Origin of the sequence: Haemophilus aegyptius (assembly GCF_900475885.1) — a bacterium.
Classification (GTDB): Bacteria; Pseudomonadota; Gammaproteobacteria; order Enterobacterales; family Pasteurellaceae; genus Haemophilus; species Haemophilus influenzae.
Genome location: NZ_LS483429.1, coordinates 1,749,230 through 1,765,780, shown reverse-complemented (window position 1 = coordinate 1,765,780; position 16,551 = coordinate 1,749,230). Strand labels below are relative to the sequence as shown.

At 38.1% G+C, this 16,551-nt stretch carries 15 protein-coding genes and 1 pseudogene; 6 read left to right on the top strand and 10 right to left on the bottom strand.

Translation table 11 applies throughout. From position 1 onward, the window contains the following. Window positions 1-95 precede the first annotated feature (95 nt). The 6 genes from DQN49_RS09125 to DQN49_RS09100 all read left to right on the top strand — a co-directional run bounded on the left by DQN49_RS09125 (window position 96) and on the right by DQN49_RS09100 (window position 6,868). Complete coding sequence (locus DQN49_RS09125; RefSeq protein ID WP_223395567.1) at window positions 96-704, top strand: fimbrial protein; 609 nt, start codon at window positions 96-98, stop codon at window positions 702-704. 78 nt (window positions 705-782) lie between these two features. Further along, complete coding sequence (locus DQN49_RS09120; RefSeq protein ID WP_006995814.1) at window positions 783-1,490, top strand: fimbria/pilus periplasmic chaperone; 708 nt, start codon at window positions 783-785, stop codon at window positions 1,488-1,490. 252 nt (window positions 1,491-1,742) lie between these two features. Further along, window positions 1,743-4,325 carry a fimbria/pilus outer membrane usher protein gene (locus DQN49_RS09115; protein WP_006995815.1) on the top strand — a complete coding sequence of 861 codons (2,583 nt, stop codon included), beginning with the start codon at window positions 1,743-1,745 and terminating at the stop codon, window positions 4,323-4,325. 15 nt (window positions 4,326-4,340) lie between these two features. Further along, window positions 4,341-4,964 (top strand): fimbrial protein, encoded by a 624-nt coding sequence (locus DQN49_RS09110; protein WP_223395556.1) that lies wholly within the window; start codon window positions 4,341-4,343, stop codon window positions 4,962-4,964. A gap of 13 nt (window positions 4,965-4,977) precedes the next feature. After that, window positions 4,978-5,610 carry a fimbrial protein gene (locus DQN49_RS09105; protein WP_223395553.1) on the top strand — a complete coding sequence of 211 codons (633 nt, stop codon included), beginning with the start codon at window positions 4,978-4,980 and terminating at the stop codon, window positions 5,608-5,610. Beyond that, complete coding sequence (locus tag DQN49_RS09100; RefSeq protein WP_006995818.1) at window positions 5,603-6,868, top strand: fimbrial protein; 1,266 nt, start codon at window positions 5,603-5,605, stop codon at window positions 6,866-6,868. Before DQN49_RS09105 ends, DQN49_RS09100 begins: the two co-directional genes overlap by 8 nt. 196 nt (window positions 6,869-7,064) lie before the next feature. Here the strand turns inward: DQN49_RS09100 and DQN49_RS09095 are convergent. The 10 genes and pseudogenes from DQN49_RS09095 to sohB all read right to left on the bottom strand — a co-directional run. Beyond that, window positions 7,065-7,544 (bottom strand): annotated as a pseudogene (locus DQN49_RS09095) (sodium-dependent transporter); the annotation flags it as partial. Between the two features lie 58 nt (window positions 7,545-7,602). After that, a complete protein-coding gene (gene nth / locus DQN49_RS09090; protein ID WP_005631918.1) occupies window positions 7,603-8,238 on the bottom strand; it encodes an endonuclease III in 636 nt (211 codons plus the stop codon). Window positions 8,239-8,359: 121 nt separating this feature from the next. Continuing rightward, window positions 8,360-9,067, bottom strand: coding sequence for an electron transport complex subunit E (locus tag DQN49_RS09085; RefSeq protein ID WP_006995820.1), 708 nt, complete (start codon window positions 9,065-9,067; stop codon window positions 8,360-8,362). Between the two features lies 1 nt (window position 9,068). Continuing rightward, the gene (gene rsxG, locus DQN49_RS09080; protein ID WP_006995821.1) at window positions 9,069-9,692 is read right to left on the bottom strand and encodes an electron transport complex subunit RsxG; all 624 of its coding nucleotides are present in this window, start codon (window positions 9,690-9,692) and stop codon (window positions 9,069-9,071) included. Next, entirely contained in the window at window positions 9,692-10,768 is a 1,077-nt protein-coding gene (gene rsxD, locus DQN49_RS09075; protein WP_006995822.1) for an electron transport complex subunit RsxD, read from the bottom strand. Before rsxD ends, rsxG begins: the two co-directional genes overlap by 1 nt. 4 nt (window positions 10,769-10,772) lie before the next feature. Beyond that, window positions 10,773-12,896 carry an electron transport complex subunit RsxC gene (rsxC, locus tag DQN49_RS09070; RefSeq protein WP_006995823.1) on the bottom strand — a complete coding sequence of 708 codons (2,124 nt, stop codon included), beginning with the start codon at window positions 12,894-12,896 and terminating at the stop codon, window positions 10,773-10,775. Next, window positions 12,897-13,478: an electron transport complex subunit RsxB gene (gene rsxB, locus DQN49_RS09065; protein ID WP_005650033.1), complete on the bottom strand. Its 582-nt coding sequence runs from the start codon at window positions 13,476-13,478 to the stop codon at window positions 12,897-12,899. It lies immediately after the preceding gene. A gap of 87 nt (window positions 13,479-13,565) precedes the next feature. After that, window positions 13,566-14,144 carry an electron transport complex subunit RsxA gene (gene rsxA / locus DQN49_RS09060; protein ID WP_006995824.1) on the bottom strand — a complete coding sequence of 193 codons (579 nt, stop codon included), beginning with the start codon at window positions 14,142-14,144 and terminating at the stop codon, window positions 13,566-13,568. 208 nt (window positions 14,145-14,352) lie between these two features. After that, window positions 14,353-15,207 carry an OmpA family protein gene (locus DQN49_RS09055; protein ID WP_006995825.1) on the bottom strand — a complete coding sequence of 285 codons (855 nt, stop codon included), beginning with the start codon at window positions 15,205-15,207 and terminating at the stop codon, window positions 14,353-14,355. A gap of 157 nt (window positions 15,208-15,364) precedes the next feature. Next, a complete protein-coding gene (gene sohB, locus DQN49_RS09050) occupies window positions 15,365-16,426 on the bottom strand; it encodes a protease SohB (RefSeq protein WP_006995826.1) in 1,062 nt (353 codons plus the stop codon). Window positions 16,427-16,551: the final 125 nt, after the last annotated feature.

Sequence of the window (16,551 nt, the reverse complement as noted above, 5' to 3'; positions counted from 1 at the left end):
GTTTTCACTATAAACAATCGGGTTTAAAGGGTTTAAACGTGGTCATCCAATCTAGGATGAAATTTATTCTAAAGTTTTTATATAGGATTTTTAAAATGAAAAAAACAATCTTAGCTTTATTAGCATTAGGGGTGTTTGGTGCTAATAGTGCGTTTGCAGCGGCGGTACAAACACAAAACCAATCCGCAACTCATGCAAAAATTACCGTTAATGGTGAAGTTGTGACTCAAACTTGTGAAATTTTTATGAATGATAGAGATAAACATGTTAAGTTGGATACAGTAGGTACAAATAGTTTAAAACAAAAAGGTGACGTGGCAACTCAACAATTAGTTACTATTCATTTACAAAATTGTCTCACTACAAATGGCGTTCATACTCCACATACAGGTACAACAGATAATCAAACTACTAAAAATAAAGTCTCTGTTACCTTTAACCATACTGAAAAAGTAGATACTGCTAATCAGTTTACATTAAAAAATATTGAGACTAATGATCCAGCTACAAATGTTAATATTCAATTTGCTAATATTAATGGCAATGGATTAAAAATTGGACAAAATGATACTGATGCTAAATTAAGCGTAACTGATCTTTCTACAACGCCAGCGATAAACTTCCTTGCCCGTTACTACGCAACAGGCCAATCTCAAGCAGGTAAAGTAAAAGCTGAAGCTGAATTAGACTTAGCATACGAGTAATCAAAATATTACGTTTATTCCCTTGCCCACCTTTTTGTGTGCTTTTCGGTATCATTATTTATGCTAAGAGAGTGATGTATGTTGTCCTTTTCTAAAAAATCTATTTTTATTTCTGCGATTTTATCCTGTTTATTTGCCACCTTTTCCGCTCACGCTAGTGTGATTATTCTTGGTACGCGTTTAATTTACCCAGGGAATCAAAGCAGTCTCAATGTGCAATTGAATAATCAAGATTCTTCCCCTGCTTTGGTGCAAAGCTGGATTGAAGACAAACAAGGCAGCCAAGCACAGGTGCCATTTATTATTACACCACCCGTCACGCGTGTAGAGGGAAATCAAGGGCAAACCTTGCGTATCACCTTTACTGGCACACAAGCTTTACCACAAGATCGCGAATCGCTTTATTATTTTAACTTATTGGATATTCCGCCTAAACCAAGTAAAGCCTATTTAAAAGACAACCCAAATTATTTGCAGTTTTCGGTACGTAGCCGTTTAAAACTCTTTTACCGCCCAAGCAATTTGCCTTATCCACCAGCAGAGGCCTACAAAAAAGTCACTTGGCAAGCCAAAGGCGGCAAACTTTGGGCAGATAATCCAACACCTTATTATTTAACTTTTACACAAGCCTCAGTTGGTGGTAAATCCGCCCCTGAAGCTGTGATGGTCGCCCCTTTTAGCCAAGGAGAATTTGACGTAAAAGGTGTAAATAACGGACAAAAAGTGAAATGGTCGTTAATTAATGATTATGGCGGCGACGTAGCAGGCGAATCAACCATCAATTAACTGTACGCCCCCCTACGAGGTTTTGGTGCGATGCGATGAAATACATTCATTTTACCGTGGGCTTACGTCCACCCTACGAGGTTTTGGGGGGTGAGATGAAATATGTTCAAGTAATGGATACGAGCAATATTTAATGTTGTGAGAATGATTAATGTAGGGTGGGCGTGAGCCCACGCGTTTAATTCAAATTGTTATCGTTGGTTATATTCATTTTATCGTGAGAGTAATCCACGTAATTATTAACGAGATATTATGAGAGAATTTTCTTTTAATCCGCATTTAAGTCTAATTGGTTTTTTAATTGGATTGGCTTTTTTTCCCTTGTATGCAAAGGCGGAAAACGTACCAAATACACCAAAAGAAAGCTTGAATGTAGAAGATGAAGATGTGGAATTTAGTGCTGGCTTTTTGAATATGGGCGGTAATGGTTCTAACATTGATGTTACACGTTTTCAACAAAAAAACAGCGTATTACCTGGAGAATACCCTGCTGCTGTTTGGGTAAACGGCAAAGAAAAAGGCGAAATGACATTGCGTTTTCGTGATAATGAAAATGCAGATATGCCTTTTGCACAGCTTTGTTTTACCCCTGAATTAGAAGCGTTGTTGGATCTAGAATCAGCTGCTATCAAACACTCCCCAAGTGAGAAAGAGTGTGTGTTTATTCAAGACGCAATTCCTGATGGGAAAGCAGTATTTAACACAGGGCAACAGCGTTTAGAATTTACGATTGCACAAGCCTTAACGATTAATCGTCCTCGCGATTACATTGCGCCAAGCCGTTGGCAAACAGGCGATGTGGCAGCGTTTGCTGATTACAATATTAACCACAGTCGTTATGCAAACCAAGGTACGCAATCTTCGCAAATGTTTTTAAATTTGCGAACAGGGGTTAATTTAGGTAACTGGGCATTTCGTCATTCTGGTTCAAAAAGTTGGAGCCAAAGTGAAGAGCAAAGCTACAATACGCCGTACCAAACTTACGAAACCTATGTACAGAGAGATTTTGCACCGATTCGTGGGCTGGTTACTTTAGGCGATTTTTATACATCTGGGCAAGTGGTTGAAGGGTTTGCATTACGTGGTATTGACATCTCTTCTGATGATCGAATGCTCTCGCCATCACAACTTGGCTTTGCGCCTCGTGTGCAGGGGATTGCAAATAGTAATGCTGTAGTGAGCATTTATCAAAATGGCAATATCATTTATCAAACTAATGTTACGCCTGGGCCTTTTGTGATCGATGATCTTTATTCTAGTGGCTATAACGGCGATCTCACGGTGGAAATTAAAGAGGCAGACGGCAAAGTGCGGTCATTTATCGTGCCGTTTTCTAATGTTGCCCCTCTGATTAGAATGGGACAATTCCGCTATCAACTCGCTGCAGGGCGTTATCGCAGTGGGGAAGAAATCTATCCTGATAATGTCGCACAAGGTATGTTGCAGTATGGTTTGTATAATAATATCACTATTAATACGGGTGTGACTTATAGTAAAAATTACTTGTCAGGTGCGTTAGGGTTAGGATTGAATACCCCGATTGGTGCGTTTTCTGTAGATAGTACTTGGACTCGTAGTACCTTTTTGCCGCACAGTCTTGTGAATCAAAATGGTGCAATGAACACACAGCCAAGCGTGAGAAAAGGTTATAGTTTACATGGTAATTACAGTATTAATTTTAACCGCACTCGCACCAATATTACGTTAGCAGCTTATCGTTATTCTTCTCGTGATTTTTATAGTTTAAGTGACGTGATTAATGCAAATCATTTCATTGGGAAAAGCTTTTTTTCTGTGTTATCGCCTCGTCCTAAAAATCAGTACCAACTATCCATTATTCAAGATTTTGATAAATGGGGAAGTTTATATTTAGTTGGCGCAACACGTAATTATTGGAATAAATCAGGCAGTTACCATCAATATCAACTCTCTTATGCGAATCGTTTTAAATGGCTAAGTTATCAAATCGGCTTTTCACAAACGATTGATCGACAAAGTGGGCAGCGCGATAACCAAATTTATTTGAGTATGAGTGTTCCGTTAGGTCATAACCATTCACTTTCATCTAATTACGCACGTAATTCAGCAGGTAATAGCAGTAGCCAAATTGGTATCAATGGAAGTTTTGGTAAAAATAGCCAATGGAGTTATGGCGTATATGGCAACTCAGGACAAGAGGGATACCGCAATATGTCAGCAAATATGAGTTATCGTAATTCTTATTTCGACTTTGATGCTTCTGCTTCTAGAGATAATCGTGGATCTCGTCAAATGAGCTCTAATTTATCTGGTGTCGTGGTTGCACATCGCCACGGAATAACCTTTGGCGAATCTGTTGGCGACAGTTTTGCGGTGGTGCATGCAGATGGTGCAGCTGGTGCAGAAGTGAATAGCGGACAAGGGCAAATGTTGGATTGGTTCGGTAATGCCATTGTGCCTTACACCCAGCCTTATCGCATTAATGAAATTGGTATCGATCCGCAAAATTTACCGCTAAATATTGAATTTGATGGTACGGAGAAAAAAATTATTCCGCGAGCCAATAGTATTCATGTGATTAATTTTGAAACTAAACGTAATCGCCTCGTACTGTTTAACTTAACCCGTACGAACGGCGAATTATTACCAATGGCATCAGAAGCTTATGACGAACAAGGGCAATTTGTCGGCTATGTGGTACAAAATGGCGTACTGTTTGCTGGTGGTTTACAACAGCCTAAAGGCACAATCAAAGTCAGCTGGGGAAATGGCGAGCAAAACCAATGCCATTTTGATTACAGCGTGAATTTAGACAATGCTACCCAAATGCAACAATATGAAAAAGTGTGTCAATAAATGGAGGATAAACCAATGAAAAAAGTGAAAAAACAGCTTTTATTCCGCCAAATGATAGGCTTGTTCAGCTTATTGTTTGCTGTTGTGCCTTTTAGTTTGGCACGTGATGGCAGTGTGAAATTTACCGTAACGATTAAAAATGGTGGCACTTGCCAAGTGCATAGTGGCTATGAAAATCAACAAGTTGCTCTTGGCACAGTGTATGCCAATGAACTTAGCACAGCCAACCAAACCGCTGGCGAAAAAGATTTCGATCTTTGGGTGGAAGAGTGCGGCGATTTAATCAGTGAAACAAATAAACTGAAATTTGTGTTAATGAATACCACAAACAAGCCTGATTTATTAGCCAAAGGTGTATTGCCAAATCTTGCAACAGGTGCCAATAAAGATAGCGTTGGTGTACAATTATTGACCAAAAAAGATAATCCTGTTGAAATTAAATACAATGCCTTGCAATTACCCTATGAAGGACTTGTTTCAAGCCCGAATGGGGATACTCTCGGGGCAGAAGCTGTAGCTGGGCAAGCTCACGCTTTTAAATTGCCTTTAAAAGCACGCTTTTATGCTATTACAGATGGCAAAGACGATAAAGCAGGCGATGTGCGGGCAGAAGTGATTTTTGCTGCCTTTTATGAATAAGCAAGGAGTTAAAATGAAAAAAACGAGCTTATGGGCAGGCGTGCTATTTTTGCTATTCGCCTTGCCACAAGGCTATGCTGCAAATCAAGGCAAAGTGACTTTTTCAGGCAAGGTGCTTGCTGCCAGACTATGTAATATTACCACCGAAACCGCGGGCAAAACCATCGATTTAGGGCGGGTAAGAAGCCATCAGTTTACAGGCGAAGGAACAACTGTTGGTGGAACAGACTTTACTCTTTCTGTAAGAAATTGTGGCGAAATGCCGAATATGAACAACACACATCGCTTGAAATACTATTTTGTTTCGCCTTATGTATTTGCTCGGGTAGTTAATGGAAATTTTGCGAATATACAATACTATTTAAAAAACACGGTGCAGGATTCAGTCAATCGAGATAGTGTTGGTATCCAAATTTTTGCTAAAGAAGGCAGTGAGGCTGGAAAAGTGATTAATATAATAAAACCACCCCTACCGACAGATACTTCCACTGGTAGTAAATACACTGGCACCCAACTTGGGGCAAAAGCAAAGGGAGACACTTTTGACATTACCCTAACAGCCAAATTCTATGCTGTAACCGCTGGATCTTCAGACAAAGCTGGCAAAGTCGCCAGCGAAATGACCTTTGAGGTATTCTATGAATAAATTTGTAAAAACATTTCAAAAATTGACCGCACTTTTTATTATTCTCAATGCTATACCTAAAGAGGTGCAGGCGGATAAAGTCGGGGAATGGCATAGACAAGACTGTGATTCTGGGATATTTAGTGCTTGTATTAGATTTCCTAATATATCTTCTGTTACTAAATATCCTTCAACAAAAATCACTACTCAACGTTATCTTTTTCCACGAGATAACCCTGTTTCTACAACTCGCCCTATTGATATGGCAGGTATAATTAATGCTTTGGGCGAAAGAGATATAAAACTGGACACTTACCGTATTCCAAGTAGAGGAGTTACAGGTAGTAACTCTTGTTTTGCATTTACATATCGGGTTGATTCATCAGCTTGGAATATAGTTCAAACAAGAGAGGGAGCCGCATTTCAATTAAAACGATTTCCTCTATTAGGCTTTATTTTAAAGATAAGAACAACTTTTATCGGCCCTGCTAATTTTAACCCAGGGAATAATCAATATAAAGCATGGAGAGATGTTACTCAATATGAGGTAGAATTTCCAACTGCTTGTTCTCAAACAGGATTATTAATAATAACCCCAGAGGTAAAAATTAAACCTCTTGATCTTAGTCGCTATGTGCCAATAGATTTTGCTTTTGAACGTGATCAAATCAATACAAACGGCGAGTTTGAACTTAATTTGCAAAACACCTTTTTCGGGGCATTTTCATTAGATGGAAGGTATGGTGGCACAGCGGTTGCTACAAAGGTAACTTCTGATGGCGGAATAACCGTTGAAGGCAATAACGTAACCATCCGCCTTTCTGCGGTAACCTGTAATATTGAAGGAGGGGCAAACCATACTCGAGATTTCGGCACGAAAAAAAGTTCAGAAATCAGTACTTCTCCTATTAAAGAAAATGATGTAAGCATTCGCGTAGACTGTGGTGCAAACGCTTATATTAACCCGTGGATTGTATTTACCGATGCAAATAATCCTAGCAACAGAACTGATATACTTAAAATGATTTACAAAAATAACGGCGCGCAAACTGCCAATGTTGGCATAAAACTGAAACAAAAAAATGGTAATTACATCAGTTTCGGACCTGATAGCTCTAAAAAAGGCACTCAAAACCAAATTCAATTAACCAGAGAGTTTCAACAACAAAATAAGTACATTATTAATTTTACTCCCGAATTAATTAAATTGGATAATTCCAAAAAAATCGAAGGTGGAGAATTAGAAGGCCTCGCAACTTATACCTTGTCATATCAATAACCAAGCTAAAACAATCATAAAGTGCGGTTAAAAAATATAATAAAAGACGGACAAAGAATTGGCTTAAAAGTAATAATATTTTTGTAGAAATTAAAAAAAACCGACTAAAACTCGGTTTTTTCTTTTTTAGAATAGGTTGCTGATAAAAATGACTAAAATAATCACTGGCACAACAAATTTCACGTAGTTAAACCAAATATATAATTTCATAAGGGCTATTGCCGATATGAAGATCGTAGAAATTTTTGGCAATGTCTTTTGTGATGGGGGTTGAAATGTCTAAGGTACCGCTGATTAGGCTAATGATATAAGAAATAACCCAGCCACCAAGCACCATATAATACGCCATAATGCCAAATGCACCGAGTAAGCCCATATAACCTAATATTTTCCAATATTTAGAAATGCCTTTTCCTTTGTCGAGAATTTTATCGCCGAACGCATCAATGGAATTTACACGTAAACGGCGACCTATCACGTTTTCAACTAAAATCATTGGGATACCGATTACAATCATTGCGATACAGAAAAGTAGAACGTAAGCACCGCCACCATTTTTACCCACAAGATAAGGGAAACGCCAAGTTGCACCGAAACCGACCGTTGCGCCTGCGACCGTCATTACATAAGTGAGGCGGCTCGACCAAGTTTGTCGCTGTTTATTGTTTGTTGTCATTTTTTATCCTATTTTTAATAAAAAGTGCGGTAAATAATTAGGCTGTTTTACCGCAAAATTAAAATTCAACTTTTTCTTTATATTCACAAAGATCTTCGATAATGCAAGATCCGCAACGTGGTTTACGCGCGATACAAGTGTATCGACCGTGTAAAATTAACCAATGATGAACATCCACTTTAAATTCATTAGGTACGACTTTAAGCAGCTTTTCTTCCACTTTTACCACATCTTTACCCGCTGCAAAATTAGTGCGATTGCATACACGGAAAATATGGGTATCCACCGCAATAGTTGGATGACCAAATGCTGTGTTTAAAACCACGTTAGCTGTTTTTCGTCCGACACCTGCTAATGCTTCTAAGGCTTCACGATTTTCGGGGATTTCGCCGTTGTGCTTTTCGATTAAATCTCGGCAAGTTTTGATAATATTTTCTGCTTTACTATTAAAAAGCCCGATAGTTTTAATATAGCTTTTTAAACCATCTAATCCTAAATCTAAAATCGCTTGAGGCGTGTTTGCCACGGGGAATAGTTTTTCTGTTGCTTTATTCACGCCTTTATCGGTTGCTTGCGCCGATAGAATGACCGCAATTAATAATTCAAAGGGCGAATTATACTGTAATTCTGTGGTCGGGTGGGGGTTTTGCTCTCGTAATCTTGTGAGTATTTCGATTCTTTTTGTTTTGTTCATATTTTTGTAGAAATTAGCCTATTTAATTTATTGGAATTATCTGTTTAGAAGACTGTAAGCCCCCTTCCGTCGCTTCGTGACACCTTCCCCCGCAAGCAGGGAAAGGCAAGATTTGGTTGCTTTATTTTTTTACATTATCAATTCGATTTTTTATGGCGAGGAGCAAGCCTAAGCCTATAAATGCGCCTGGTGGCAGAATGAAAAGTAAAAAGCTACTGTCTGTATGGTAAATATGGTGCGTTAAAAATTTTGCTTGTTCGCCAAATAGATTTTCTATGCCCTCAAAAATCGTGCCTTGTCCAATAATTTCACGTAATCCGCCGAGTATGGTTAGACTAAGTGCCATTCCTAATCCCATTGAAAACCCATCCCAGATGGAATGGAGTAAGCTATTTTTTGAGGCGAATGCTTCTGCGCGACCGATAATAATACAGTTGGTCACAATTAATGGAATAAAAATCCCCAGTGATTGATAAAGCGTATAAGTGTAAGCATTCATTAAAAGTTGAACCGCTGTTACTGTGGTTGCAATGATCATCACGTAGATTGGAATACGGATTTCCTTAGGAATATATTGACGGAAAAGGGAAATGACCGTATTTGTGCAAGTGAGTACAAGCATTGTTGCTAAACTCAAACCAAGCGCGTTGGTGGCGGTGCTAGACACCGCTAAAAGTGGACAAAGCCCGAGAAGTTGAACAACCGCAGGGTTATTTTTCCAAATTCCTTGAGCAAAAATTTCTTTCCAGATGGATTTTTGTTGATTTTCAACCGCACTTTCTATTTTTTCTTCTTCAAGTGCGGTATTTTTTTCAGTTAAATCTGTCATATTATTTCACTTGTGTTGAAAGCTGTTGTAACAAGGCTTGATTATTTAGCATGATTAATGCTGAGCGTTTAGTTTGATTAACCACTGCGCGAGGTGTAATGGTTGCACCAGAAAATTGATCAAATTTTCCGCCATCTTTTTTTACCGCCCATTCGCTTAAATTATGTTCATTAATCGATTGATTTGTGAAACCTAAAATCCAGTTAGAAATTCGGCGTTCAATTTTATCGCCTAAGCCTGGTGTTTCGTGATGTTCGATTACTCGTACGCCTAACACTTCGCCTTTCGGATCTAATCCCACAAGCAAGCGAATATCACCAGAGTAACCATCTGGTGCGGTGGTTTCATAGGCATAGGCAGAAATATTTCCATCTTTTTTCGCAAAATAAATTTTTTGGATACCCACAAAATTTTTATCTTGAGGAATAACCGCACTTTCTAGCAAATTATTGTTGAAATAATCTTGTGGGATAACTTGTAGAAGTAATTCTCGCTGTTGTGCTGCGATTACCGCATCAATTTTATCTTTGGTTAGGAAATAAATCCCTGCAGAAATTGCTGTGCAAAGTAGGGCAATAAAGCCTAACAATATGCCATAACGCGATGTGATTTTTACTGTACCCATTATTTTCTTCCTTTTGTTGGATAACCAGATACGCGCGGACGTGTGTAATGATCGATAAGTGGGACGCAAATATTACTTAATAAAATGGCGAATGCCACGCCGTCTGGATAATTTCCGTGATAACGAATGAGATAAACAAATAACCCCACTAATGCGCCAAAAATAATTTTTCCGCGTGGTGTAATGGAGGCTGTGACAGGATCTGTTGCAATAAAAAATGCACCAAACATCATTGCACCACTAACGAGTTGGCTAATCGCACTTAAATGTGTGAAACCAGTAAAAGCGGTCGCGGTGGCTAAACAGAAAAAGGTGACAAGCATTGCCACTGGAATTTGCCAGTGAATGATGCGTTTTAAAATAAGGAAAATTCCGCCCGCTAAGAAAGCCACGTTGATTTGCCACCAGCCTTGAGCGAAATCAGTTCCATTACCCATAAATATAGGCAGTTTAATTAATTCATAAAAATCACTTAATTGAGTGTGACTTTTATAGAAAATTTTTGCGCTATCCAAAGGCGTTGCTTGGGTGATGCCATCAATGTTATGTGTAAGTTGTGAAAGGGTAAATCCATCCGTGGTTAAACCTGAAAATATTAATGAAAAAGTATCTGAAAAAGTCGGTGGTTCCTGTAATAAATTAATTGGTGGCATCCAAGTTGTCATTTGTAATGGGAATGAAATTAGAAGAATTACATAGCCAATCATCGCGGGATTGAATGGGTTTTGCCCTAAACCCCCATAAACCTGTTTACCTAATAAAACTGCACAGAGTGTTCCAATGATGATGACCCAATAAGGTGCATAAGGTGGAATAGCCATTGCCAAAATTAACGCAGTCAGGGCTACGCTGAAATCTGAAAGATAATTGAGCGGTTTTTTACCTCGTAATTTTATTGCAATAAATTCCGCAATGATTGCCGTACCAATGGCTAATGCGGATTGAAGCACCACGCCAAATCCAAAATAATAAATTTGCGTGAAAAAAGCGGGCATCATTGCCAAAATGACCCAAAGCATAATATGCGCTGTGAGTTTTCCCGAATGGGTATGTGGGGAGCTAACCATTTTAAACATTATTTTATTCCTGATTATTTTCTAATGTTGCTTGTGTTTTTGCCAGTTTCTTCGCTTTTGCCCGAGCAATGGCGGCGGCTACGGCTGCTTTTTTAGGGTCAAGTGCGGTTGAATTTTCTTCTGTTTTTTCTACCGCACTTTTTGTTTTTTCTACTTCATTTTCTGCGGTTTGAGCGTTTGAAATAGCTTCGCTGGTGCTATTTGCTTGTGCAAGTTTTTTTGCTTTTGCCCGAGCAATCGCTGCGGCTACGGCTGCTTTTTTCGCATCAAGTGCGGTTGAATTTTCTTGTGTTTTTTCTACCGCACTTTTTGTTTTTTCTACTTCATTTTCTGCGGTTTGAGTGTTTGAAATGGCTTCGCTGGTGCTATTTGTTTGCGCAAGTTTTTTTGCTTTTGCACGAGCAAGTGCGGCTGCAACTGCTGCTTTTTTCGCATCGGTTGGTTGAGTTTGTTGTTCTTGGTTTTCGACTTGAGATGCTGCTTGCTGACGAGCTAAACGGCGTGCCTTACGTTGTGCCATTAAATCTGTGTTATCAGGTAAAACTTCTCCTTTTTCTGAGGTTAGTGTTTTAATCTGCGTTGATTCTGTTTCATTGGCTTTTTTCGCTTTCAAGCGTTCGAGTGCCGCCTTGACTGGATCTTCCCCTTTAGTTTGTGCTAATTCTTCACGGCGAGCCTGTGCTGCACGTTGTGAACGTGCTTTACGCTCTTGTTCTTCACGTTCCATCCGTGCTTGTTTTGCTTCAAAGCGAATTTTGGCTTCATCTGATTTTTTCTGTTTTTCTTTTATTTGCCAGATTTTAGCTTTTTCTTGGCGGAAATATTGAATTAGAGGAATATGGCTTGGGCATACGTAGGCGCAAATTCCACATTCAATACAATCTTTGAGAGCGTATTCTTCCGATTTTTTGTGATCTTCACTGCGCGCAAACCAATAAAGTTGTTGTGGCATTAAATTTACTGGGCAGGCATCAGAACAGCTAGAACAACGAATACAAGCCTGTTCTGCTTCAGGTTCGGCATATTCAAGATAATCTGGCGCAAGTAAACAATTGACAAGTTTTGTCACAGGCGCATTTAGGTTTGGAAGCTCTAGCCCCATCATTGGCCCACCTGCAAATATAGGAAAATGCTTGTCAAATTGATAGCCCGCATCGCTCAATATTTGGGAAATGGGTGTGCCAAGACGCACCCAATAATTGCCTTTTTCAGCGATTTTATTTCCAGTAAGGGTGACAACACGCTCAATTAAAGGCTCGTCATTTATAACTGCTCTTTTTATTGCGAACATTGTTCCCACATTTTGCATTAATACGCCAATGCTGGATGAACGCTCACCGCTTGGCACTTCTATCCCTGTGAGCAAATAAATCAGTTGTTTGGTAGCACCTGAAGGATATTTTGTTGGAATAACCCGAACGCTAATATCATTTGCTCCCTGTAGTGCATTGCGGATTGCCGATATGGCTTCTGGTTTGTTATCTTCAATGGCAATGACAACTTTTTCAGGGTGCAATATATAACGTAAAATACGAATGCCTTTTATGATTTCATCAGCGCGTTCACGCATAAGACGATCATCACAAGTGATATAAGGCTCACATTCTGCACCATTGATAATTAAGAGTTTGACTTTTTGCTCTGCTGACTGAATTTTGGCAGCAGTTGGGAATACTGCACCGCCTAAACCTGCTATACCTGCTTGATAGATTTTGTGAATAAGTTGTTCTGGCGATAGCGTTGAAAAATCATCAATAGGATTACGTTCGATCCATTGATCTAAACCATCCGACTGTAAATGAATTGTGGGTTCATCAAGACCTGAAGGATGCGTGGCAACATAAGGTTTAATCGATTTAATTGTGCCAGAAGTGGGCGCGTGAACTGGCAACATACGCAAGCCATCGCCTTTTGTTAAGGCTTGTCCTTTTAAGACGTAATCGCCCTCTTTTATTAAAAGATTGCCTGTTGTTCCTAGGTGCTGTTTGAGTGGAATGTAAAAATCCGTGCCGAGAGGCAGATGGCGTAATGGCTGTGAATTAGATTGAGATTTCATTTCTGGTGGATGAATTCCACCTTTGAAATCCCATAATTTACCGGAATTGAAACGAGATAATACGTCCGCCATTTATTCCCCCACAACCAATTTTTTTTCAGAGCCATCGACATTCATTACTGGAATAACGAGTTTTGCATCAAATTTCCAATCCCAATTATCAATATTTTTTTTCACGGGAATCATTAAAATACAATCTGTCGGGCAGGGCGCAACACAAAGCTCGCAACCTGTACAAAGATCGGGAATGATCGTGTGCATTGCTTTATTTGTACCAATAATGGCATCAACGGGACAGGCTTGGATACATTTTGTGCAGCCAATACACATATTTTCATCAATAAAAGCAACTTTCTCGATAGGTTCTTCTATGCCCTCCATTGTTGGTACATCAACCCCTAAAATTTCGGCAATTTTTACGATAGTTGTTTGACCACCTGGAATACATTTTGTGATTTCATCGCCATTGCAAATGGCTTCAGCATAAGGCTTACAACCAGGATAACCACATTGCCCACATTGGCTTTGCGGTAAAATAGCATCAATTTTCTCTACGACAGGATCAGCTTCCACTTTGAGCTTGATTGATGCAAAGCCCAAAATCGCACCGAAAATTAAAGCGAGTAGCGTAATTACGATGAATAAAAAGGTCATTATTTCTTTCTTTTTCCTGAAAAATACTGAGAGAACCCAATAAATAAAATTAACAGAGTTATTATCATTAAAAGGTAAATCATTTTATTATTTTACAAGTCCTGTAAATCCCATAAAAGCGAGGGACATTAAGCCTGCGGTAATTAAAGCAATGGCTGAACCGCGAAAAGTGGCAGGTATATTAGCGGCGACTAAACGTTCACGAAGCGCGGCAAAAAGTACCAATACTAAGGAAAAGCCGAGAGATGCACCAAAACCATAAACGACAGACTCTGTTAAATTATGAGCGAGATTTACATTTAATAATGCGACACCAAGTACTGCGCAGTTTGTAGTTATCAAAGGCAAGAAAATGCCGAGTAAACGATATAATGTTGGACTTGTTTTGTTTATTGCCATTTCGGTAAATTGCACCACTACAGCAATAACTAAAATAAACACTAATGTACGTAAAAAAGTGGCATTTAAGGGAATTAGAATATAGTGATCGACCAAATATGCACAAAGGGAAGCAACAGTTAAAACAAACATTGTTGCTAATCCCATTCCCACAGCTGTTTCAATTTTTTTGGATACACCCATAAAGGGGCAAAGTCCTAAGAATTTTACCAATACAAAATTGTTAATTAATGCGGTGCCGATAATCAATAAAATATAGTGCGTCATTATTTTTTGCCTTTTGAATAGGGGCGTTATTATCCCTATTTATGGAAGCAAGAACAATAGAAAATTTTGCTAAGGGGAAATGGTAAGTTGCGATTTTGTTATTGAAATAAAAAACGCAGCTAATCATTTAAACGATTAGCTGCGTAATATCCTGAATTAATCACATTCAGATTTTATGTAAGTAGCCAGTTGCCTCGCCTAATATCAATTATTTTTGATATAATTTTGTTGGTCCTTGAGTACCACCATTAATTTTAGTTCCTTCTTGTAATTTTAAGATAGAACCAGAAGCAATGATCTCAACTCGACGATTAGGATGTAAGCAGTCTTTTAATGCTTTTCCTTGAGGAACGTCATTACAAGATTTTATTTGTGGATTTTTACCATAGCCTATTGCTGTTATTTGAGCAGTCACGCCATCTTTAACTAAATGATTTTTCACGCTGTTTGCACGGCGTTGAGAAAGTTCTAAGTTGTATGAATCAGTGCCTAAGCGATCTGTATATCCTGCGATTTTAATGTCTTTAGCACCATTAGATTTCAACTGATAGGATACTTTATCAATGATTTTTTTACCTTTTTCTGACAAAGTGTCTTTATCAAAATCGAATAAGAAATCGCCACTTAAATTAAATGTGGAATAACCGTTACAACCATTTGGAAACCAGAAAAAACTTTGTGCATTGTGATTTTTATCGAATAGAACTTTGTATTGGCAAATTTTGTGTGTTCCATTTTCACGATAGTTGAATACGTAATCCCATTCAGATACACCATATAATCCTTCTGTGAAATGTGGATTTCCAATTAATTGACGAATTTGGTCTTTATTCATACCACTTTCAATCATTCGGAGATTGTCCCAATTTGGCCAAGAACCAAATTGACGGCCATCGTGATTAAAGGTTGCGGAATCAATTTTTGGCCATACTAGTTGGGGAACTTGTTCTCCATTTATATTTTTATATTCTGGTGTACCAGCATCAGTCACTTTACTTAAATTGCCACAGGCAGAAAGCGCAGAGATAGCAATGGTTGATAATAGAATGCGAGATAATTTCATTTGTCTTACCTTTTTATTTATATAGGCCTCTTGATGAGTAACTAAATTTTATGAATTAAATATAATAAAACCCCTAAAGATCGGCGAGTATCTTAATGACAAAGATTTGTCTTGTAAACATAGAAATAAAAACTTCTGCTTTTTTGTGGATAAATGTTTAGTACATAAAGTCTCTAGACTGTTTTGTACTATAACGATGAATGATATTAATTGCACTTTCTTCAGCTTGTCGTCCGAATTTTTTTATTAGGGATTTTTTTAAACGGTATTTAACATTAAGCACCTGTTTTTCTTTCATTTTTTCCAAAATTAAATCATCACTCGTTGAGATTTCATCTACAAGTTGTAATGCAATGGCTTGTTGTCCAAACCAATGTTCGCCTGTTGCGATTTTATCAATATCTAGGCAAGGGCGATTTTGTGAGACAAATTGTTTGAATAATTTATGTGTTTCTTCCAATTCTTGTTGAAATTTTTGTTTGCCTTTTTCAGTGTTCTCACCCAATACGGTCACTGTACGTTTAAATTCGCCCGCAGTCATTACATCTACATCGACATCGTGTTTTTTCAATAGTCGATGAACATTTGGAATTTGAGCGACAACGCCAATAGAACCAATAACAGCAAAAGGTGCGGATACAATTTTATCGGCAACGCAAGCCATCATATAACCGCCACTTGCAGCCACTTTATCAACGGCAACGGTTAATTTTATGCCTTTTTGTTTTAAGCGAGACAATTGAGAGGCTGCAAATCCATAATTATGCACAATGCCACCAGGGCTTTCTAAACGTAGTAATACTTCATCTTCAGATTTGGCGACATTTAAGATAGCTGAAATTTCTTCACGAAGTGCGGTTGTTTCTGAGGCTGAAATATCGCCGCAAAAATCTAATACATATACGCAAGCTTTCTTTTCATCTTCTAAAGTATCGCCTTTTTTCAATTTTTCTTTGCGTTTTTTAGCATTTTGTTTTTCCGCTTTTTTTTCAGCTTTAGTGCGTTGTTTTTGTTCTTCTTCAGAAAGATTAAAATCACGTAATAAACGAACTTGTTCATTAAATTCTTCTGATAAATCTTTAATTTCTAATTCTCCCACTTTAGACTTGTTATGTTGGCGATAAGAAATAATCAAACCAACAATAGCAAGAATGAGTAATAAAATTGTTAAAATTTCTAAAATAAAAATTCCATAGCTTGTTAAAATATCGTTCAACATTGTTACTCCCGTTGATATTTAATGGATTAAATTTTCACGACACTGGTTTGGTGTGTAGATCGCCAACATAATAAAACATTGTGATTGTTTGCGCTATTTATAACAAAAAATTTTAAATTAATTCT